Origin of the sequence: Butyricicoccus pullicaecorum, from assembly GCF_002160355.1 — a bacterium.
Lineage (GTDB): Bacteria > Bacillota > Clostridia > Oscillospirales > Butyricicoccaceae > Butyricicoccus > Butyricicoccus pullicaecorum.
On record NZ_NFKK01000009.1, the window covers coordinates 60,736 to 82,039 of the forward strand.

At 58.0% G+C, this 21,304-nt stretch carries 21 protein-coding genes and 2 other annotated features; of the genes, 9 read left to right on the top strand and 12 right to left on the bottom strand.

Features of this window, described 5'->3' with window-relative positions:
- Positions 1 to 72 precede the first annotated feature (72 nt).
- From B5F17_RS08720 to B5F17_RS08730, 3 genes are read right to left on the bottom strand one after another with little or no spacing between them, the layout of a single operon-like run.
- Positions 73 to 891 carry an ABC transporter ATP-binding protein gene (locus B5F17_RS08720; protein ID WP_016146361.1) on the bottom strand — a complete coding sequence of 273 codons (819 nt, stop codon included), beginning with the start codon at positions 889 to 891 and terminating at the stop codon, positions 73 to 75.
- On the bottom strand, positions 869 to 1,783 hold the full coding sequence (locus B5F17_RS08725) for an ABC transporter permease (RefSeq protein ID WP_016146360.1): 915 nt from the start codon (positions 1,781 to 1,783) through the stop codon (positions 869 to 871). The genes B5F17_RS08720 and B5F17_RS08725 overlap by 23 nt, the downstream gene beginning before the upstream one ends.
- A 33-nt stretch (positions 1,784 to 1,816) precedes the next feature.
- Complete coding sequence (locus B5F17_RS08730) at positions 1,817 to 2,830, bottom strand: ABC transporter substrate-binding protein (protein ID WP_016146359.1); 1,014 nt, start codon at positions 2,828 to 2,830, stop codon at positions 1,817 to 1,819.
- Positions 2,831 to 2,932: 102 nt separating this feature from the next.
- Positions 2,933 to 3,194, bottom strand: a binding site (T-box leader).
- A 161-nt stretch (positions 3,195 to 3,355) separates the two neighbouring features.
- Between B5F17_RS08730 and B5F17_RS08735 the strand changes: the two genes are divergently transcribed.
- Positions 3,356 to 4,708: an MATE family efflux transporter gene (locus B5F17_RS08735; protein ID WP_087373075.1), complete on the top strand. Its 1,353-nt coding sequence runs from the start codon at positions 3,356 to 3,358 to the stop codon at positions 4,706 to 4,708.
- Positions 4,709 to 4,750: 42 nt separating this feature from the next.
- On the opposite strand, the gene B5F17_RS08740 is transcribed toward B5F17_RS08735, so the two are convergent.
- From B5F17_RS08740 to B5F17_RS08780, 9 genes are all read right to left on the bottom strand, one after another.
- Complete coding sequence (locus tag B5F17_RS08740; RefSeq protein ID WP_087373078.1) at positions 4,751 to 5,161, bottom strand: Asp23/Gls24 family envelope stress response protein; 411 nt, start codon at positions 5,159 to 5,161, stop codon at positions 4,751 to 4,753.
- A 95-nt stretch (positions 5,162 to 5,256) separates the two neighbouring features.
- Positions 5,257 to 5,820, bottom strand: a complete 564-nt coding sequence (locus B5F17_RS08745; protein ID WP_087373081.1) for a SpoIIIAH-like family protein — start codon at positions 5,818 to 5,820, stop codon at positions 5,257 to 5,259.
- 25 nt (positions 5,821 to 5,845) lie between these two features.
- On the bottom strand, positions 5,846 to 6,394 hold the full coding sequence (locus B5F17_RS08750) for a SpoIIIAG-related protein (RefSeq protein WP_143287716.1): 549 nt from the start codon (positions 6,392 to 6,394) through the stop codon (positions 5,846 to 5,848).
- Entirely contained in the window at positions 6,376 to 6,867 is a 492-nt protein-coding gene (locus tag B5F17_RS08755; protein ID WP_087373085.1) for a hypothetical protein, read from the bottom strand. Before B5F17_RS08755 ends, B5F17_RS08750 begins: the two co-directional genes overlap by 19 nt.
- Positions 6,864 to 7,952 (bottom strand): stage III sporulation protein AE, encoded by a 1,089-nt coding sequence (locus B5F17_RS08760; RefSeq protein WP_162608133.1) that lies wholly within the window; start codon positions 7,950 to 7,952, stop codon positions 6,864 to 6,866. Before B5F17_RS08760 ends, B5F17_RS08755 begins: the two co-directional genes overlap by 4 nt.
- Before the next feature lie 79 nt (positions 7,953 to 8,031).
- Positions 8,032 to 8,424, bottom strand: coding sequence for a SpoIIIAC/SpoIIIAD family protein (locus B5F17_RS08765; RefSeq protein WP_162608134.1), 393 nt, complete (start codon positions 8,422 to 8,424; stop codon positions 8,032 to 8,034).
- Positions 8,421 to 8,615, bottom strand: a complete 195-nt coding sequence (gene spoIIIAC, locus B5F17_RS08770) for a stage III sporulation protein AC (protein WP_016146351.1) — start codon at positions 8,613 to 8,615, stop codon at positions 8,421 to 8,423. Before spoIIIAC ends, B5F17_RS08765 begins: the two co-directional genes overlap by 4 nt.
- A 14-nt stretch (positions 8,616 to 8,629) precedes the next feature.
- Positions 8,630 to 9,151 (bottom strand): stage III sporulation protein AB, encoded by a 522-nt coding sequence (locus B5F17_RS08775; RefSeq protein WP_087373093.1) that lies wholly within the window; start codon positions 9,149 to 9,151, stop codon positions 8,630 to 8,632.
- Positions 9,142 to 10,065 carry an AAA ATPase domain-containing protein gene (locus B5F17_RS08780; RefSeq protein WP_087373095.1) on the bottom strand — a complete coding sequence of 308 codons (924 nt, stop codon included), beginning with the start codon at positions 10,063 to 10,065 and terminating at the stop codon, positions 9,142 to 9,144. The genes B5F17_RS08775 and B5F17_RS08780 overlap by 10 nt, the downstream gene beginning before the upstream one ends.
- A 130-nt stretch (positions 10,066 to 10,195) precedes the next feature.
- Positions 10,196 to 10,447, top strand: a binding site (T-box leader).
- A gap of 94 nt (positions 10,448 to 10,541) precedes the next feature.
- Here B5F17_RS08780 and aroF point away from each other — a divergent pair.
- The 8 genes from aroF (at position 10,542) to B5F17_RS08820 (ending at position 21,284) form a co-directional block, all read left to right on the top strand.
- Positions 10,542 to 11,561, top strand: coding sequence for a 3-deoxy-7-phosphoheptulonate synthase (gene aroF, locus B5F17_RS08785; protein ID WP_016146348.1), 1,020 nt, complete (start codon positions 10,542 to 10,544; stop codon positions 11,559 to 11,561).
- Between the two features lie 113 nt (positions 11,562 to 11,674).
- Complete coding sequence (gene aroB, locus B5F17_RS08790; RefSeq protein ID WP_087373098.1) at positions 11,675 to 12,718, top strand: 3-dehydroquinate synthase; 1,044 nt, start codon at positions 11,675 to 11,677, stop codon at positions 12,716 to 12,718.
- Between the two features lie 18 nt (positions 12,719 to 12,736).
- Positions 12,737 to 13,834, top strand: a complete 1,098-nt coding sequence (aroC, locus tag B5F17_RS08795) for a chorismate synthase (protein WP_016146346.1) — start codon at positions 12,737 to 12,739, stop codon at positions 13,832 to 13,834.
- A complete protein-coding gene (locus B5F17_RS08800) occupies positions 13,824 to 14,981 on the top strand; it encodes a bifunctional chorismate mutase/prephenate dehydratase (RefSeq protein ID WP_016146345.1) in 1,158 nt (385 codons plus the stop codon). The genes aroC and B5F17_RS08800 overlap by 11 nt, the downstream gene beginning before the upstream one ends.
- A gap of 6 nt (positions 14,982 to 14,987) precedes the next feature.
- A complete protein-coding gene (gene aroA, locus B5F17_RS08805) occupies positions 14,988 to 16,262 on the top strand; it encodes a 3-phosphoshikimate 1-carboxyvinyltransferase (protein ID WP_087373104.1) in 1,275 nt (424 codons plus the stop codon).
- A 5-nt stretch (positions 16,263 to 16,267) separates the two neighbouring features.
- Positions 16,268 to 17,656: a shikimate kinase gene (locus tag B5F17_RS08810; RefSeq protein ID WP_087373107.1), complete on the top strand. Its 1,389-nt coding sequence runs from the start codon at positions 16,268 to 16,270 to the stop codon at positions 17,654 to 17,656.
- Positions 17,657 to 17,814: 158 nt separating this feature from the next.
- Complete coding sequence (locus B5F17_RS08815; RefSeq protein ID WP_087373110.1) at positions 17,815 to 20,754, top strand: S-layer homology domain-containing protein; 2,940 nt, start codon at positions 17,815 to 17,817, stop codon at positions 20,752 to 20,754.
- 68 nt (positions 20,755 to 20,822) lie between these two features.
- Entirely contained in the window at positions 20,823 to 21,284 is a 462-nt protein-coding gene (locus B5F17_RS08820; RefSeq protein ID WP_087373113.1) for an acyl-CoA thioesterase, read from the top strand.
- Positions 21,285 to 21,304: the final 20 nt, after the last annotated feature.

The window sequence follows — 21,304 nt, forward strand, 5'->3', positions numbered from 1 at the left end:
AGGCTCTGCCTCAAGACTCCGCAAACCTTTGAAAAGGTTTGATCCAAACTTTAATTTTGCCCACGGGCGGGATTAAAGTGAATTGCCAAGTTCCAAACTAATCGTATTAAACTTCTCCAGAATATCATTCATCTGGAGTTTTTCCTTCTCCGCATCTGCCGCATCGATCACAGCGCGACCCTGATGCATCATCAACAGACGATTGCCATACTGCACGGCAAATTTCAAGTTATGGGTAACCATCAGCGCAGTCAGGTTCTTTTCTTTCACGATCTGATCGGTCAGTTCCATGACCGTTGCGCTCGAATTGGGGTCAAGAGCTGCGGTATGTTCATCCAAAATCAGCAGTTCAATCGGAGTCATCGTGGAAATCAGCAGTGCCAATGCCTGACGCTGACCGCCTGACAAACTTCCTACCGGGATATCCATTTTATCTTCCAAGCCGAGTTTGAGTCGTTCCAGCTGGGTACGGTATTCATCCATTCTGCGACGATTGACGCCTCGACCCAGACCGAACACTTTGCCCTTATTATCAGCAAGTGCCATATTTTCCAAAATAGTCAGTTCCGGGCAGGTACCGCGGGACGGGTCCTGAAATACACGACCAATCTTTCCCGCTCTCTGGTACTCCTTGAGTCCCTTGAGCGTCTTACCCCCCAGATAGATCGCACCCATATCGATCGGAATGCTGCCGCACAGCAGATTGAGCATGGTCGTCTTGCCCGAGCCATTCGAGCCGATGACCGAGACAAACTGTCCACGCGGAATATCCAGATTAAAGTCCTGGAACACGGTCACCTCGCTGACCGTATCCGGGTTAAACGTCTTATAAATATGCTGCATGCTCACGAGGTTATGCTGTGCACGCTCAGCGCTGGACGGGATCGACATACTGCTTTTTCCTCCTCTTGGAGACCAGATTATTAGAAACCAGGGCGACGGTGAACAGGACTGCCATGAGCAGTTTGAGCAGGTTGGTCGGCAGACCAAGCTGCATCGCAATGACCAAACAAGCCTTATACAAAATCGCACCCAGTACGACCGCGCAGGTCGCCTTGATGAACTTCACACGGCGAAACAGGCTGGTGCCGATGATGACCGAAGCCAGCGCCATGACCACCATACCCGTACCGCTTGCAATATTCGCGGTCTCGGTCTGCTGGCTGAGCAGTCCGCCCGACAGAGCGGCGCAGCCGTTACCAATGGCCAAACCGATAATCTTCATCTTACCCGGGTCACGTCCGAGCGAGACGACATACTGTGCATTGCTGCCCGCTGCGCGCAGCAGCAGACCGGACTTAGTTTTCAGATACAGGTCAAGCAATACCTTAACAATAACAACCGCGATCAGCGCGACGATGATCACGCGGTAAGACTTGACCGCCTCTGGCAGCAGCGCTGCCGGGCCCGATGTAAAGATGGTATTCTGATTGTAAAACTGCATGGTCGCCTGACCACCGGTAATCAGCAGGTTGATACTGTACAGACCGGTCATCACCAAAATACCCGACAACAGATCGCTGATATGCAATTTGACATGCAGCAGACCGGTCACGCAGCCTGCAACCGCACCGCACACGAACGAACCGATGCATGCGAGCCACGGATTGACACCCGCTGTGATGAGCACGGCAGTCACGCACGCGCCCATCGGGAAGCTGCCGTCAACCGACAGATCGGGAAAATCCAGAATTTTATAGGTGATGTACACGCCCATCGCCATAACGCCATAGATGAGACCCTCTTCCAGGACGTTGACGAGCAGACCAAGCAGAATATCCATAAGTGTGTTCCTTTCTTGCGTTTCGCGGTGAGATTACGATGCGCTGACATCCTCCGCGTTCTGATATGCCTCGGGCAGAGTCAGACCCAGTGCCTCGCAAACCGTCTTGTTATATACCGGGGTCGATTCCTTGATCTCCTCAACCGGCATGGTGGATACGTCCTCACCCTTGAGCACCTGTGCTGCCATGCGGCCGGTCTGCTCACCCAGTGCGACATAGTCAATGCCCTCAGCTGCCAGGCAGCCATTCTTGACCTGCTCGATCTCCGAACCAAAGACCGGAATGCCGCCGTCGTTTGCTGCCTTGATAACCGATGCCAGATTGTCAACGACGTTATTATCGGTGAAGTTATTGATGCAGTCGGCACCCTGTGCAACGACCGACGCTGCCGCCGATGCGACCTCAGACGAATTGGTGACGCCTACTGCGATGACCTCAAAGCCGTTATCAGCTGCGATGGTCTGGAGACGTTCCAGCTGGCTGACCGAGTTGGGTTCGCTCGTGGTATAAACGACACCGATCTTAGTCGCGTCCGGCAGGAATGCACGAATCATCTTGACCTGTGCTTCCAGCGGCAGAACGTCCGAAGTACCGGTGCAATTCGTGCCCGGCTCCTCGATGGACTTGACCAGTCCTGCCGAGACCGGATCGGAAACCGCAGTGAACACGATCGGGATGTCGCTATTCTTGGCTGCGCTGTACTCACTCATAACCGCCGGGGTTGCAATGCCTGCCAGCAGGTCAACCTTGTTGGTGACCATGGTCTTTGCCATCAGATCACAATTTCCGGTATCGCCCTGTGCGTTCTGGAACTCGATGGTCAGGTTTTCACCCTCCACAAAACCCTCGGCTGCCAGCCCCTGCACAAAGCCCTCATAGCAGTTATCCAGCGACGGGTGGGTCGCATACTGTACAACGCCAATCGTGTACTGTTCCTTTTCGCCGTCCGCTGTCGTGCTCTCTGCGGTTTGTCCGCCGCCGCACGCGGTCAGGCTCATCATTGCGGTCAGTGCTGCCAGTGCCATTGCAATCGTCTTCTTTTTCATCGTAAATACCTCCAAAATAGTGCGCCTTGCGGCTCGGTTTGTATTTTGATGGTCGGTCTGCGCCTGGCGGCAAGCATTAAAAAAGCTCTTGCCCCTGATTTTCTCAGGGACAAGAGCTGTAATTGACTCCTGCGGTACCACCCAGATTGGTAAATAAAAATATTTACCCGCTCGCTCCATGCACCATCATGCATGCTCCCTTGGTAACGGGTGGAGATCCCGTCGAAAGCTAATCGGCGCAAACGCCTTTCACCCTCGCCCTCGTGAGTCCATTCACCACACTGTGCCTGACCGTGATTCCACCATCCACGGCTCTCTTTGCAAGCAACTCTGTGAGGTTACTCCTCTCACTCATTGGTTTGCTGTGTTACTTTATGTACTGCATTATATGCTCGTGTTTCCCGTTTGTCAACCCCCTGTTTTGAAAAATTTTTGTATCACGTTTGTATATCACAACAGTAAAATCTATGTTATAATAAATTTAAGAATACAGTTCTTTTTTCCGAACAAGGAGGATTTTCACCGATGCAAAATGATTTTTCACGCGGCAGCGTGTCGGGTAACATCATCCGTTTGGCCGTGCCGCTGATGCTGGCACAGCTTGTCAATGTGCTCTACAATGTTGTCGACCGCGTCTTTATTGGACATATCGGAAATAGCGCTCTGCCGCTGACCGGTGTCGGACTGTGTATGCCGGTTATCACAGTTATTTCTGCCTTTTCCGGTCTGTTTGGCATGGGCGGCGCGCCGATCTGCTCGATGGCACGCGGACGCGGTGACATTCAGGAAGCCGAACAGGTACAGAACACCTCTTTTGTCCTGCTGGTCGGCTGCGGCCTGCTGCTCACCATTCTGGGCGAACTGTTTTTGCATCCCATCCTCACCTTGTTCGGTGCCAGCGCAGAGACCATGCCCTATGCGACAAGCTATCTGCGCATCTACTTAGTCGGCACGATCTTCGTTATGATCGCGCTGGGCATGAACTACTTCATCAACACCCAGGGCTTTGCCGGCATCGGTATGCTGACCGTCTCCATCGGTGCTGTGCTCAATCTGATCCTTGATCCGCTGTTTATCTTCGTGCTTGACATGGGTGTTGCCGGTGCCGCACTGGCTACCATCTGCTCGCAGGCGGTCTCCGCTCTCTGGGCACTCGGCTTCCTGTTCAGCAAACGTGCACTTCTGCGTCTGCGTCCCCATGCATTCCGCTGGGAATGGCATCGCATTCGCCGAATCATCGGCCTCGGCATGAGCAACTTTATCGCAATGGGCACAAACGGTGTCGTGCAGATTGCCTGCAACTCGACCGCGCAGGCCTTCGGCGGCGATCTCTACGTCGGTGTTATGACCGTATTGATTGCCATTCGCGAAGTCGTCCAGATGCCGGTCAGCGGTCTGACCAACGGCGCACAGCCGGTCATCAGCTTCAACTACGGCGCATCTCAGTGGGAGCGCGTCAAAAAAGCCATCCGCTTCACCGTGGTATCCGGCGTCATCTACGCGACGGCATGCTGGGCAATCCTGTTCTTCTTCCCCGCGCCCTTCGTTCTGCTCTTTAACGATGACCCCAATCTGGTCTCTGCCGCAATTCCCGCGCTGCATCTCTATTTCTTCGGCTACTTTATGATGTCCCTGCAATTTACCGGTCAGTCGGTCTTTGTCGCACTCGGACGTTCCAAACATGCCATTTTCTTCTCTCTTTTCCGTAAAATCATCATCGTTGTGCCCTTAACGCTCATCCTCCCCCATCTGTTCGGACTTGGTGTAACCGGTGTCTTCCTGGCAGAACCCATCAGCAACTTTGTCGGCGGTGCAGCTTCCTCCCTGACCATGTATTTTACACAGTATCGCAAACTCGGAAAACCGGAAAAAGTATAATAAAAAAGCACGCTCACGCGTGCTTTTTTGTTTTGTATGAAGTTACGGTTCAACCGGTGCCAGCGTTTCCTCAGCCGGCTTGGGCTGATCGAAGGTCACACCGCTCACGACGACATTCACAACCGCAGTCTTGAGACCGGTCATAGACTCGACCGCTGCCTTGACAGCCTTCTGAACGGCCAGTGCAACCTCGCCCACGCTCTTGCCAAACTCGACCAGAATGCTCAGCTCTACGCCGACCGTATCCTGCTCGCCCAGCTGCACGCGCACGCCCTTGTTCTGGCTCTTCTTGCCCAGCAGGCTTGCAATCTCAGCCGTCAGACCGGCAGCCAGACCGCCGACGCCCTCGGTCTCGGCCGCAGCCAGCGCCGCGATGGACGCGACGACATCCTCAGAAATCTTGATCGTACCCTGGTCACCGGCAGTGACCCAATAATCCTTATGCTCTGCCATACTGCCACTCTCCTTTGGCGGAATCTTCAAAATAAAGCTATTTGAAGTATTATACCACACAAGCGGCAAAAATTTAAGTCCCAAAACAGATTTATTTATGAAGCCTCTACGATCTTGATCTGATCGGCTGACGCACCGGTCTCACTCATGACGATATCACGCACCACGGCTGCGTCTTCGGCCTGGAATCCGGCCTCGGGCGGCTGAATAATCACATTCACCGCCTCTGCACTGACGAAAACCACCGCATCCGCGTAGCCTTTGGCCTTGATAAGGCTTTCTACCCTCGCTTCGGTCACTGAATCGTCCGCGAGCTGGGAGATCTGACCTGCAGCATCCTCCTTGGTCTTCTCGTCGGCCTTCTCATCCTGCAAACTGGTCTGCAAAATGCTGATTGCCTCGTCTCGCGCCTGCTCACGTGCCAGTCTCGACTGTGCAAAGTAATCGCTGCCCGAAGTCACAGTTGCCTGTTCCTCGGCCGCAGTCTCTTCTTCCGACCCGCTCTGCATCACCGATGCCCCCGACAGCTCGGCGTCTGCCTGTCCGGCGACCAGCAGTTCTTCGGGCGACTGGACATAGCTCCAGTTGAGATAGATTGCCGCGCACAGCATGACGCCAATCACACCGTATACCAAACCTCGTTTTTTACCCGTTGCCATAAATATATGCCTCCTTCTGCTCGTTTTATCTGTCCGTTCCCATCTGAATGACCGAAATCTTATCTGCGCCCAGTCCACAGACCGCGCCGACCGCCTCGGTCACAGCCAACCGCACCCCACTCGCGCCCGCACCATCGCACAGCACGACCGCGCCGCGAAAGGTCGGACAGGTCTCCTTGATGCGCACAGGCTGTTCCCCGTAACTGCCATCCGAGACCGTTGACAAGGTACTCTCATACGAACCGCTCTCGCTGCCGCTTTCCGACTCTCGGATATTGGAGGCGTAAACCGATTCCCCGGTCTGTTCGAGCGACAGCATGAGCTCCACCCGTCCAATCCCCGCAATCTTACTGAGCTTATCGGTCAGCTCCTGTTCGAAACTATCCAGATCAAAGCCTGCCTCCTCGGTTCCGCTGGACTGACTCGACTCCGGTCTATCTCGTGCGCCGCCGCCTGCGTACAACAGCAAAATACCCACAAGCAGCACGATCAGGGCATATTTATACTGACTCAGACGCGGCATCAGCCTGCCAAGCCCCTCCCGCACCTGCATTTTTATTCGATCCAGTTCCATGTCACAAGCTCCTTTGGTATGCCGCATTCCGACACGATCATGCTTTCAATTGTCTCCCGCTCGCTTTGTTTCGCTTTCTGTGCGGTCAGGGTCAACCCGGTCAGGACGGTGCGTCCGTCCGTGTCCTGACTGGTTGCAAGGGTCACGGTACAGGAAACGCCAAGCTGTGCCGCGCGCTGCTCGATGTAATCGGCAACGCTCTGCACGGCCGCCTCTGCCAGCACCGCCTCATTCTCCTGCTGATACTGCGCACTCTGCGCTGCGTTGTCCTGCACGGTCTGGCGGATGCTGCCCGCAAGATCGGGCAGCCGCAGTCCGGTCAACGGCTGGAGCACGGCCAGCAGGACAGCCAGCCCGCCCGCCAGACGGATGACCTCGCGCAAGGCGTTGCCTCTGGTCAGTGCCAGTGCCGCCCCGCCGCACAGCGCCGCTGCTGCGACGCCGGTCAGCATGGTTTGAAACAGCTCTATCATATTGGATTCACCAGCGTGATGGAAAATACCAGTTCAAAAAATAAAATTGCCGAACAGGTGCCGAGCATGCCCAGCATCAGTCCCATGCTATCGCTCAATCCAGCAACCAGACCGGACAGCGCACTGCCACATACCGGTGTCAGTACAGCCGCTCCGGCCTTAAACAGCAGGTAATTACAGCCCACCTTCAAAAACGGAATCAGACAAATCGCTGCGATGCACAGCATACCGATGACGCCCACCGTATTGCGGATGAGCATAGCACCTGCCAGCATGGATTCGGCAGCGTCCGAGATGATACCGCCCACGACAGGCACCGAGCCGGATACAGCAAACTTGGCAGTCTTGACCGCAAGGGCATCTGCGCTGCCACCAATGACCCCGGAGATGGTCAGGTAGGCGATAAACACGGTCAGGGTCAGTCTCATGCTGCCCGTAATGACCCACTTGATAAACCCGGCCAGCTGACCGAGCAATCCGCCGCCGATCGCGGTGTTGACGGTCACGACCCCGATGTACACGCCGACGCCCGGCAGCAAAAGTCCGGTCAAAAATCGCACAAGCAGGTCGAACGAAAACATGGTCACCCCTTGCAGTACGGTTGCGGTCGTCGGTGCACCAGTCGCCGAGATCGCGCCGGCCATCACGGGCAGCATGGCCTTGGAAAAGGTCGACACCTCGTGCAAGGTATCCTCGCATAGTGTCATCATACCGCTCAGGTCGCTCAGAAAGACCCCAGTCATGCCCAATGCACCCGCCATCGTCACAATTGGCAGGTCGCTGCCGCCCGCCGCTGCGCGGGCACTCTGCAAAATACCGCAGATGACCGCCACTACAAGCAATTTGCCAAGACTTGTCAGTGCAGCCGTCCACGCCGTCCGTCCACTGCCCTCCAAGTTGTCCAAAAGCTGGGCTGCCGCCTGTCCCACGCCGTCGTCCAGTGTGACCCCATCCATGAGTGCCGCCGACTGTCCGGTCAGCGAGCCAACCAGCACACCGCTCTGGCTGTCCGCCTGCTGCTGCGCGGCAGCGGTGGTCTGATCGGTCGCACCCGCGATCCCGATACACAGAAAAATACAGCTCACAAGGCAGACAAGCTGCCGCATCACGTTCCTGCATCTTACATGCCATTTCATCTTCCTCCTGCCTTTCCTCCTCTGTCCGTCAGGCGATCATGCGGTTGACCAGCTCGAGCACCTCGGTCAAAAGCGGCAGACAGACCACGATTGCTGCCGCCGTTCCGGCAAGCTCCAACTGTGCTGCAAGCGCGGCCTGTCCGGCATCCTGACACACCGCACCCGCAATCCGCACCGCTGCCGCAATCCCGACTGCCTTGATGATCGGAACGTAGATGGTCTCAGAGCCGTCCAGCTCGGACAGTAAACTTTTGGCCGCGTGGATGAGCTGCCCGGCCGGTTCGATCAGTCCGGTCATCAGCACCAGCACCCCGGCCACCGCGACCATCAGCGCGAGCGCCGGGCTGTCCTTTTTGAGCACAAGTGCCAGGACGGCTGCGGCCAATGCCGCTCCGATCAGCGTTACCATCTGCCCGCTCAAAATCCAAACACCGACTTCATCAGTGTAAACAGATTGCTGATCTGCTGCACCAGCACCATCATCACCACGATCAGACCAGCCAGGGTGGTCATCATGGCCTGCTCTTCCCGTCCCGATCGGATGAGCAGCTGATTAAAGACCGCGACCAGAATGCCGATGGCCGCGATCTTGAAAATCAAATCGACCTGCATGGTCTTCCCTCCCGTCAAATCAAAATCAGCACCACGAAAATGCCTGCCGCGATGCCGCAGGTACGGTAGACGCTGCCGTGTCTGCGGTAAGCTTCGCACGCCTGCTGCCGGCAGCTCTCCAACCGGGTCATAGCATACGACAGACATTGCAGCTGCTGGGATGCGTCATACCGTCCCAAAAATGCCGACGCGTCGCGCAAGATGGCTGTCGCCTCCTCCCCAAGCTGCAATTCTTCCCGCAGATCACGCACCGTACTGCTCCAATGATAGCCGAGCGACATCCCCGGAGACTGTTCCATCCGCTTTTTCATCTCCCCGAACAGTCTTCTCTGGTCGGGGTTCTGGCTGTGCGCCAAGGCTTCGATCAGGTCGGGCAGCGGTGTATGTGGACCTTCGATCTCGGCACGCAAAAACGTACACGCATCCAGCATAGACGACAGGACTGAAATACGGCGGCGCAATTTGCCGCGTGCCGCCATGCCCAGTGTCGTACATGCCCCCAGCGTCAGCATTGCACCCATTGCAGTCAACAGCATGGCGGCTTCCCTCCTTCCAGATGCTCAATCCGGCTGTCATGCCGGTCACCGTCGGCGGTCAGCACAACCAGACGGGTAAAGGCTCCGGTATCGCACAGCGCACGGAAAAACGGTTTGCGCGTCAGCTCTTCATGACCTGCGGCATGGATGGTCGCCAGCACGGTCACACCGCAGTTGGCGGCAAAGCGCACCGCGTCCAGATCGGCCGGGTCGGTGATCTCATCGAGCGCCAGCACACGCGGGGTCATGGTGCGCACCAGCTGCAAAGCGCCGACCGCCTTGGGGCAGCCGTCGAGCACGTCGCACGAAGGGCCGAGGTCAAACTGCGGCATCCCGCCGCGCATGGCTGCCAGCTCGCCGCGCTCGTCCGCAACCGCCACCCGGATGCCCTGCTGCGACAGCTGGCGAATGAGATCACGCAGAAATGTGGTCTTGCCGCCGCCCGGCGGGGACAAAATCAGCGTGCCGTGCACCTGTTCCCCGTTCTGTATGTCCTCCAGGCAGGCCGCAGCCGCACCCGGCACGGCTCGCGCGATGCGCAGACACAGTGAGGACACCGTGCGCACGCCGGTTGGTCGTCCACTTTCCATCGACACCGTGCCGCACACGCCCAAGCGGTGCCCGCCGGCAAGCGGCAGATAACCCTGCCGAATGGGGTCTTCATAGGTATGTACCGACCACCGGCTGGCGCGTGCCAGGGTGTCCCGCAATTCCTCGGTGCGGATGGGTTCACCCGCAATCTCGTGTTCCACACCGCCTGCGCACCAATACAGCGGTCGGCCCGCGCGCAGGCGCAATTCTTCCGCGTGTAGTCGGATATCGTCCGGTAAACTCAGTGCCGCGTGTGTCAGCCGCGGCGGCAGGCAGGAAATCGCCTGTGCATATGCCTGTAAACCTTTGCTCTTTTCGTCCATTTTGCATCACCTGTCCCAAGTCTATGTCCACCCCTCACCTGCACAGAACCCTTGTCCCAAAAGTTTTCAAAAAAATCTTCGACCACGCTTGACATTCTTTAGCAGAGTGATATAATAAAGGCGTATATTGAAAAAAGCGATGACCGAGGAAGTAGTTTCGTCACCCGCGCTTTTCAGGGAGTGTCCATCCAGACTGTAAGTGGACGCAGGCGCCGACCAAATGAAGTTCCCTCGTGAGCCGCAGAGCTGAATCACAGTAGGCTTTGCCGGGATTCCTCCGTTAACGGGATAGGATATGTTGTATCCGAAAAATGAGTGCGGCGCAGCCAAATCTGTGCCGAATGTGGGTGGTACCGCGGAATGTTTGTCTTTCGTCCCTAACTGTTTGTGGACGGAGGACTTTTTTATTTTCTAAAGTCCCTCTGAAATCACGTTTTTAAATTTAAATCCTCATAGATCGAAAGGAAGAAATCACCATGATCGTAGTCATGAAAGACGGCACAACCAACGAACACATCGACCATCTCTCCCACTGGCTGAACGAACAGTACGGCATCCATGTCAACACGGTTGTCGGCACCGGCACCACCGTTCTGGCTCTGGTCGGCGACACCGCCGCTGTCGACAAGGACGCACTGCTGCGCGATCCCCAGGTCGACCGCATCACCAAGGTTCAGGAGCCGTTCAAGCTGGCAAACCGCCGCATGCATCCGCAGGATACCACGGTCGAAATCGCACCCGGTGTAGTCATCGGCGGCAAGAAGATCGTCGTTATGGCTGGCCCGTGCTCGGTTGAGAGCCGCGAGCAGATCATTGATGTGGCAAAGCACGTCAAGGAACAGGGCGCAACCGTTCTGCGCGGCGGCGCTTGGAAGCCCCGCTCTTCCCCGTACTCCTTCCAGGGTCTGAAGGCCGAAGGTCTGGAGCTGCTGCACGAGGCACACAAGGAAACCGGTCTGCCGGTCGTCACCGAGATCACCAACCCCAAGAACATCGAACTGTTCATGGATAAGTGCGACTGCTTCCAGGTCGGCGCACGCAACATGCAGAACTTCGATCTGCTCAAGGAGCTCGGTCAGACCCGCAAGCCCGTCCTCTTAAAGCGCGGCTTCGCAAACACCATGGAAGAGTTCCTCATGTCGGCTGAGTACGTCATGGCTGGCGGCAACGAGAATGTCATCCTGTGCGAGCGCGGTATCCGTACCTACGAGACCTACACCCGCAACACGCTGGATATCTCGGCTGTTCCGGTGCTCAAGCGTATGAGCCATCTGCCGGTCGTTGTTGACCCGTCTCATGCAGGCGGCATCTACTGGATGGTAGAGCCCCTCGCCAAGGCTGCCATTGCTGCCGGCGCGGACGGCCTCATCATCGAGGTACACAACGACCCCGCACACGCGCTGTCCGACGGCGCGCAGAGCCTGACCTACGACTCGTTCCAGGAGACCATGACCTCCATTCGCCGCATCGCGGAAGCTGTCGGCCGCGAAGTCTGATTTTTAAGTCCAGGCAAATCCATGCGCGCTGAAACTTTTTCGGCGCGCATTCTGTCAATTTTCGGAACTATCCGGTCTTCCGGAACGTCTAACATAAAGGAGCGTTGACCCTTATGAAACAGCTCACCCTCAGCGGTACCTCGTCCCGCTCGGATATTCTCATCGGCCGCGGTCTGCTCGGTCAGGCGGCGTCGCACATTCTCGAGGTCTTTTCCCCCAGCCGTGTGCACATCGTCGCCGACTCCAACGTCGCCCCGCTGTACCTTGACAAGCTCGCTTCCCAGTTCGGTCTGCCGGTCTCCTCGACCGTCATCCCGGCTGGCGAAGCGTACAAACGTCTGACAACCGTCGAGACCATCTACCGCGATCTGCTGGAAGCCGGTATGACCCGCAAGGATCTGGTCATCGCACTGGGCGGCGGTGTGACCGGTGATATCACCGGCTTTGCTGCCGCAACCTTCCTGCGCGGCGTTTCGCTGTGCCAGGTACCGACCACCCTGCTCGCGCAGGTCGACTCCTCGGTCGGCGGCAAGACCGGTGTCGATCTGCCCGAAGGCAAAAACCTGGTCGGCGCGTTCTACCAGCCTCGTCTGGTACTCATCGACCCCGATGTACTGGACACGCTGCCCGCGCAGACCTTCATCGACGGCATGGCTGAGGTCATCAAGGCCGGCTACATTGCAAACCCTGACATTCTGTCCATGGTATCCGCACCCGATTACCGCGCAAACATCGAGAACATCATCTATGAATGTGTTAAGATGAAGCGCGACGTCGTGGCGCAGGATGAGCGCGACACCGGTCTGCGCATGATCCTGAATTTCGGTCACACAGTTGGCCACGCAGCCGAAAAACTGGGCAACTACACCGCGCTCACGCACGGCCAGGCAGTCGCCATCGGCATGGTCGCTGCGATGCAGATTTCCAATCAGCTGGGCACGGACACCGATCTGCTCCCCGGTCTGATCGACATTCTGCAAAAGGTCGGTCTGCCCACAGAACTGACCAACGACCGCGAGGAGATCTTCCACGCTCTGCTGTCCGACAAGAAAAAAATGGGCGCAACCGTCAACTTTATTCTGGTACGCACCCCCGGCAAGGCCGAAATCGTACCCATCGCAGCCGAAACGCTGCACCCGCTTATCTTAAATCTGTAATCTAAGGAGGTGCGCCACATGGGTTCTACCTGGGGCAACGCACTCAAAATTTCCATCTTCGGTGAATCGCATGGTGCCGGTATCGGCGTTGTGCTCGACGGCTTCCCGTCCGGTATTGACTACGACGAGGCGTTCGTACTGCGCGAGATGGAGCGCCGTGCACCCGGCCGCAACAAGCAATCCACCGCTCGCAAGGAATCCGATCTGCCGCAGATTCTGTCCGGTATCTACAACGGTAAGACCACCGGCACCCCCATCTGTGCGGTCATCGGCAACACCAACACCCGCTCGCAGGACTATCAGGCGCTGCTCGCCCAGCCCCGTCCGGGTCATGCAGACTACACCGGTTCGGTGCGCTTCCACGGCTTCAACGACCCCCGCGGCGGCGGCCACTTCTCCGGCCGTCTGACTGCGCCGCTGGTCTTTGCCGGTGCGCTGTGCAAGCTCTATCTCAAGCAGAAGGGCATCACGGTCGGCGCACATATCCAGTCCATTGCTCAGATTCAGGACACTGCATTCGACGATGTTGCCGTCTCGGCTGAGGAGCTGGACGCTCTGCGCATGCAGGAATATCCGGTCATCAATCCCCGTGCGCTGACCGCTATGCTGGCCGCCATCGAGGACGCACGCAACGACTGTGACTCGGTCGGCGGTGTCATCGAATGTGCTGCCGTCGGTTTGCCCGCTGGTCTGGGCTCTCCCATGATGGACACGGTCGAGTCCCGTCTGTCCTCCATCCTGTTCGCCGTCCCGGCGGTCAAGGGTGTCGAGTTCGGCGTGGGCTTCGGCTTTGCCGAGTATCGCGGCTCGCACGCAAACGACCCGATGTATCTGGACGAAAACGGTCAGGTACGCTCGGAGACCAACAACAACGGCGGTGTGCTGGGCGGCATCACGAGCGGCATGCCCGTTCTGTTCCGTGCAGCCATCAAGCCCACCCCGTCCATCGCCAAGCGTCAGAATACGCTCAACGTCACGACCGGCAAGGTCGAACCGCTGGAGATTCATGGCCGTCACGATCCCTGCATCGTCACCCGCGCCGCTCCGGTCATCGAGGCCGCAGCAGCCGTCGCGCTGGCCGATCTCTATCTGGAGGGTCACGGCTATGCAGAATAATCCCCGCCCTCTCGATGAGACGCGCGCAGAAATCACCGCCATCGATCAGCAGATTCAGCAGCTCTTCCTGCGCCGCATGGCTTGTGCTGAGCAGGTCGCAGCCTACAAGCTCAAGACCGGTGATGCCATCTTAAAGCCCGACCGCGAACAGTATCTGCTCGAAACACTGGGTGCACAGGCACCCGACGGTCTGCGTCAGGAATATGTGTCCATGCTCAAATCGGTCATGCGCGTATCGCGCAAGCACCAGTATGAGACCATCCTGTCCTGTGAACCTGCCCGTCTGGAGCTGACCCTCGCACCGCGCTGCGATCAGCCCGCCCGTGTGGTCTATCAGGGTCTGCCTGCCTCCTATCAGGCGCAGGCCGCAGCGGCAATGTTCCCGGATGCCAAGGAAGTCAGCCACGTTCCCACCTTTGAGGACGTGTTCCGCGCGGTCAGCGAAGGCCGTGCCGATGCCGGTGTGGTTCCGGTCGAAAACTCGACTGTGGGCACCATTCACGAAGCGTGCGACCTGCTCGTGCAGTACGATCTGCACATCTCGCACTCCCACGTCGACCACATCTACAACTGTCTGTGTGCCTGCCCCGGTGCAACGCTGCAATCGGTGCGCACGGCGTATTCCATCAAACCTGCCCTCGGTCAGTGTCAGAACTTCCTCAAAGAGCACGGTCTCGAACAGCAGGAAGCTGCAAACACCGCGGTCGCTGCGCAGATGGTCGCGGCTTCGGGCGATCTGACGCTGGCAGCGGTATGCTCCGAGCAGGCTGCTGCTCTGTACGGTCTGACCGTTCTCGCGCACAACATCAATGACGACAAGACCAATCAGACCCGCTTCATCGCGGTCAGCCGCGGTCTGTCCGCACGCTCGGACGACAATCGCATCTCGCTCGTCTTTACCCTGCCCCACAAAAACGGTTCGCTCGCGGCAGCGCTGTCGGTCTGTGCCGATCACGAGATCAATCTCACCGAGATTCACTCCCGTCCGCTGCCCGAGACGCCTTGGAACTACCGCTTCTACATCGATCTCGAGGGCAGTCTGTGCGACCCTGCGGTGCGCGCGATGATCTACCAGCTGTCCGAAGAGCTGTCCACCGTCCGCATTCTGGGCAGCTACCGCATTTCCGATTCCACCGAAACGAGGTAACGCGCTATGAAATTACATCCTTCCACCGGCCTGCACGGCACGATCTCGGTGCCGGGTGACAAGTCGGTCTCTCACCGCTCGGTCATGCTGGGCGCGCTGGCCGACGGCGTGACCCACGTCTCCGGCTTCCTGATGGGCGAGGATTGTCTGTCCACCATCGACTGTTTCCGCAAGATGGGTGTACCGATTGAGGTCGGTGACGACCGCACGGTCACCGTACACGGTGTCGGTCTGCACGGTCTCAAGCAGCCCGCCGAGCGTCTGTACACCGGCAACAGCGGTACAACCACCCGTCTGATCTCGGGCATTCTGTCCGGTCAGTCCTTCGAGGTCTCGCTCACCGGTGACGCATCCATCGAGAAGCGTCCGATGGGTCGCATCATCCAGCCGCTGCGCCAGATGGGTGCGGACATCACCGGTGTGGACGACAAGTTCTGTCCCCTGACCATCCGTCCGGGCAAGCTGCACGGCATCGAATACACCCTGCCGGTTGCCTCGGCACAGCTCAAGAGCGCCATCCTGCTGGCCGGTCTGTATGCCGACACCCCGACGACCGTCATCGAGCCTGCGCCCTCGCGTGATCACACCGAGCGCATGCTGCGCGCACTGGGTTGCCGCGTGGACACCGACGGCTGCCGTATCACGCTCTATCCCCCGGAAAAACTGACCGCACGTGACGTGGTCGTTCCGGCAGATATCTCCTCGGCTGCCTTCTTCCTGGTTGCCGGTGCCATCGTCCCGAACTCCGAAATCACCATTCGCGATGTTGGCGTCAATCCGACCCGCGACGGTGTGATCGAGGTGCTCAAGAACATGGGCGCTGATATCACGCTCTCCAACCTGCGCGACGAGGGCGAACCCATCTGCGATATCACCGTGCGCTCGTCTCAGCTGCACGGTGTCGAGATTGGCGGCGCGGTCATTCCGCGTCTGATCGACGAGCTGCCCGTACTCGCAGTTGCAGCCGCTTTCGCACAGAGTGAGACCGTCATCCGCGACGCGGCAGAGCTCAAAGTCAAGGAGTCAAACCGCATCGCTGCAATGGTCAGCGAGCTGTCCAGAGCCGGTGCAGATGTAACCGAAACCGAGGACGGTATGATCATCCGCGGCGGTCGTCCGCTGCACGGCGCGGCCTTTGAGACCTACCACGATCACCGCATCGCCATGAGCATGGCTGTCTGTGCACTGGCCTGCTCGGGTGACAGCGAGATCTTAGACGAGAACGTTGTCGCCATCTCTTACCCCGACTTCTTCGACGCACTGCATCGCTTGGGAGGCTGATCGTCATGCTGCTGTCTTTTGAAGAATTCCAGACCTTCGAGCCCCAGCGCGAGACCTACGCGCTGTTCGGCTATCCGCTCGGTCACACCATGAGTCCCGACCTGCACGCCGCGCTCTTCGCGGCGACCGGTCGGGATGCCGACTACATCGCGGTCACCGTGCCGCCCGAAAAGCTGTCTGACGCGCTCACACTGGCCAGAGAAAAACTCACCGGCATCAACCTGACCATCCCGCACAAAAAAGCGGTCATCCCGCTGCTCGACGAGGTCGACCCGAGTGCCGCAGATCTGCACTCGGTCAACGCAGTCGCCTTTCGAGACTGTAAAGCGATCGGCTTTAACACCGACATTTTAGGCTTTGCAGAGTCGCTCGAGAAGGATGGCATTTCCCTGCGCGGAAAGAAGGTATTATTGCTCGGTTATGGCGGTGCAGCGGCAGTTATGGCCTATCATTGTTTATGTGAAGGTGCATCACTTTACATCAGTGGACGCAATCTTGAGAAGGCGGACGCGCTGCGCGATCAGCTTGTAGAGGTTCTGCCCGGTGTCAAGTGCTTCACCTGCACCCGTCGCCGCATTCCCCGAGATATCCAGATCGTTCTCAACGCGACCCCGCTCGGCATGTTCCCGCACGAAGATAAGAGTCCGCTGTATTTCCTGCCGCACAAGGTCAGCTACGTCTTTGACGCGATCTACAATCCGCCGGTGACTGCGCTGATGAAGCTCGCCAATCCCAAGCGCACCAAGACACGTGACGGTCTGTTCATGCTGGTTATGCAGGCTGCCCGTGCGCAGACCATCTGGTACGATGCGCAGTTTGCCGACGCGGCATGCGACTCCATTCTGCGCCGCATGTACGGACAGATGGCGCGCAAGCGTCTGCACGACAAGTACCACAAGCGCAGCATTGCGCTGTGCGGATTCATGGGCAGCGGCAAAACCACGGTCGGCCGCAAGGTCGCCCGTCTGACCGGTCTGCCGTTTATCGATCTCGACCGCTACATCGAGGCGCAGGAAGGCATGACCATCCCGGAAATTTTTGCCCAGCATGGTGAGCCTTATTTCCGCGATTTGGAGACCAAATATGTAACCGAAATTTCCGCACGTGAGGAAGGCTGCGTGCTGTCTCTGGGCGGTGGAACCGTGCTGCGCCCCGAGAATGTCGAGATCATTAAGCGCACCGGTCTGCTCATTCTGCTCGACACGCCGTTCTTCCGTATCGTCAAAAACCTGTCGCACTCGACCAACCGTCCCCTGCTCGAAAAGGAGGACAAGCTGGCCGAGACGCGCAGGCTCTACCAGATGCGCAAGCCCATCTATGACCAGGTGGCCGACTGCCGTGTGCGCAGTCCGCGTCTGGGTGAGGTCGTCGAGCGCACGCTCAAATCGATCTGATTTCCAACCAGATCACAGATTTCGTGCATTCCCGATCTGTACGACTATCTTTTTCCAGTAAAATTTGATTGATTCGCCTGTCGTTTTGGCGTATAATATTCTTTATGGGGGGACGGTGTTTTTCTGTCCCCCTACACTTTTGCATAAGGAGCTGAATCATGAAACATCCGCTTGTTACCCGCTTGATTTCAGTGGGATTATCCGCCGTTCTGCTCGTAAGTGCGGCGGGTGCCTCCCTGATTGATGGTGGGTTCACCTACTCGTATCGGATTGGTTCCGGTACAACCTATTCCAATACCTATGCCATAAACTCGGCCGGTACTCAGCGTGCCAACGCCATCGAGTACACCCCTTCGTCGGCGGTCACACCTATGGGCGTGCGCTCGGGCACCCAGTTCTATGGCAACAAGATCACCCTGTCCCAGATGATTTCCCGTCTGGAAGGTCAGGGCTATGATGTCATCGGCGGCGTCAACGCCGACTTCTTCTCGACCGAGAACGGTATTCCGACCGGTCTAGTCGTGGACAATGGCCGCATTATCGCGTGCAATACCTGGCAGAATGCAGTCGGCTTCCGTGCAGACGGCTCGGCAGTCATCGGCACGCCGGTAAGCTCCATCACGGTTTCCGGTGCGTCGGGCAACGTCGGTGTATACGGCTACAACAAGACCCGCACCTCGGTCGGCCTCTATCTGCTCGACTCCTACTATTACAGTCAGACCCGCTTCTCGACCCCCGGACAGAGCATCATTCTGGAATACGAGAACAAGAACGATCTGCGCATCGGACATCCGGCGAAGTTCAAGGTCGTCGGCAAGGTCAGCGGCTCGGAGTCCTTCGCCATCGGTGAAAACCAGATGATTCTCACCAAGCGCGATGACTGCAAGTCGGCCTGGATTGACTATCCGATCGGCGAAGAGCTGACCATCACCTTCAACACCATGATGAAGGGTTGGGATGAGGTCAAGTACGCCGTCGGCGGCAAGGCTCTGGTCACAAACGGCCAGGCTACCCCGACTTCCATTGACCGTGCATCCGCAAACTGTGCCCGCACAGCAGTCGGCACCAAGGCTGACGGCACGGTCGTTATCTTTGAGGTCGATGGTGAGTCCTCTTACAGCCGCGGCCTCAACGCCAACGCACTGGCCGAAGAGATGATTGCACGCGGCTGCACCACGGCTGTCTGTCTCGACGGCGGCGGCTCGTCCATGATGAGCATTCAGCAGCCCGGCGAGTCCACCTCCAAGCTCATTTCCAGGCCGTCGGACGGCTCCGAGCGCAAGGTCTCCAACTTCATCGTTCTGGTCAACAACAAGAAGTCGGACGGCGTGGCAACCTATCTCTACATGCAGCCGGTCACCCGCTATGTACTGGCTGGCGCGTCCACGACCTTCTCTACCACCGCGATGGACGATGCTTCGGTCAAGACCTCCCTGCCCGGTGAAGTCACTTACACGGTAGCCGGCGGCGTCGGCTCGGTATCGGACGACCAGTTCCACGCTGGTTCCTCCACCGGTCCGGTTTCTGTCTACGCGCAGTCGGGTTCGGCAACCGGTGAAATGCAGCTCATGGTCGTTGGCGCCATCACCTCGGCAACCATCTCCTCGAGCGGCAAGGAAATCTCCTCGGTATCGGTCAAGGCCGACGAGAGCATCGATCTGGACGCTACCGTATTCTATAACGGCTTCACTACCGCGTCCCGCGACGATCTGCTGACCTGGACGGTCAAGGGCGATATCGGCACCATCGATAAAAACGGTGTGTTCACCGGTACCAAGAAGGGTTCGGGCTCGATCGTTGTCTCTTACGGCAGCTACTCCAAGTCCATCCCGGTAACGGTCGGCATGGGCGCACCACAGGATCTGACCACGATTGCAGACTTTGAATCCACCCAGCCGCTGACCACGTCGGACGGCACTGCGCTTACCCTGACCAAGGACGCCGATCAGGTTGCCCGCGGCTACGGTGCGCTTGCGGTTTCGGTCAACGGTTCGGCAGAACTCAACGTCCCGCAGACCGCTGTCACCAAGACCCCGACCGTTTCACTCTGGGCAAAGGCTGACGGTTCGGCAACGCTGACCGGTATCTTCACCACGGCAGACGGTGAGACCGTCGAGGCAGCATTCGGCCCGACCGCATCTGCAAACTGGCAGTTCCTGTCGTGCAAGGCACCGGACGGTGCACAGGCACTCACCGGCCTGCGCATCACCGGCAGCGGCTCGGTCTACCTCGACCACATTCAGGTCAGCGAGACCGCTCCCCTGTCCACTGGTGCGCCGGCGATCTCCTTTACCTCGGCACCGACAACCGCATCGGTCGGTTCCTCGGTCACCGTAACCGCCAAGATCACGCAGGAGAACGGTGCATACCCGATACGCAGCAAAAACGTCAAGGCATACCTCAACGGTAACCTGAGCTCGGCAAAGTATGACGAGGCTTCGGCTTCCATCTCGATTCCCACCGGCTCGCTGGGCGCTGGCCTGCACACGGTTGTCATCGAAGCGGCGGACGATGCGGGCAATCTGTCCCGTCAGGCTGTGACGATCACGGTCGGCAAGGTCACCGATCACGCATTCGTTGACATCGGTACCAGCTGGGCTGCCGGCTACATCGACCGTTTGGCGGCACGCGGCATCATGCAGGGCTCGACGGTAGACGGCAAGAAATACTACTACCCGAACTCCAACCTCAAGCGCAGCGAGTTCGCTGCCATGATCGCCCGCACGCTGAATCTGGACACTTCGTCCGAAGAAGGTCTGAACTTCGTCGACAACGACGATATTCCCTCTTGGGCACGCGGCCCGATTGCAGCCTGCGTCCGCGCAGGTCTGATGGAAGGCTCGTCCACCGGTCGATTTAACCCGAACTCCAACATCACCCGCGCCGAGGTTATGACCGTCATCTCGCGCAGCCTGCCCCGCGGTTATGTTCCGAGTTCCAAGACCTACACCGATCAGGCAGAGATCCCAGACTGGGCGCTGACCCATGTACAAATCGTCTCGGCCATCGGTCTGGTCGGCGGCTACAAGGATGGCTCCATCCAGCCCAACGCACGCATCACCCGTGCCGAGATCGCTAAGATCTTCTGTTATCTGTAACACCAATATAGGGGGAGATTTCTCCCCCTATATTTTCATTTCACCTCATGCAAAGGAGTTGTTTTATTATGGATTTCGTTCCTTATCGTCACAAGGTGCAGTACTATGAGACCGATGGCATGCGTGTCGTGCACCACTCCAACTATATCCGATTCATGGAGGAAGCACGCACCGACCTGCTCGAGCAGATGGGCTTCTCGTACAGCCGTCTGGAAGCGATGGGCTTCGGTATCCCGGTACTGAGCGTACACTGTGACTACAAGCAGATGTCCCGCTTTGGTGAAACCTTAGTCATCGGCGTTGAGGTGACCGAACTCAGCCCCACCCGCATGACCGTTTGCTATGAGATTCGCGACGATGCAACCGGCAGCCTGCGTGCGACCGGTGAGACCAAGCACTGCTTCCTCTCGAGCGCCGGCCGTCCGATCTCGCTCAAGCGCGAAGCGCCCGAGGCATTCGAGTACTTCCGTCTGCTGCTCGGTGCGGCGACGACAACCGAAAAGACTGAGACTGCGCAGCCCGAAGACTAATTGCAGGCACAAAAAAGACC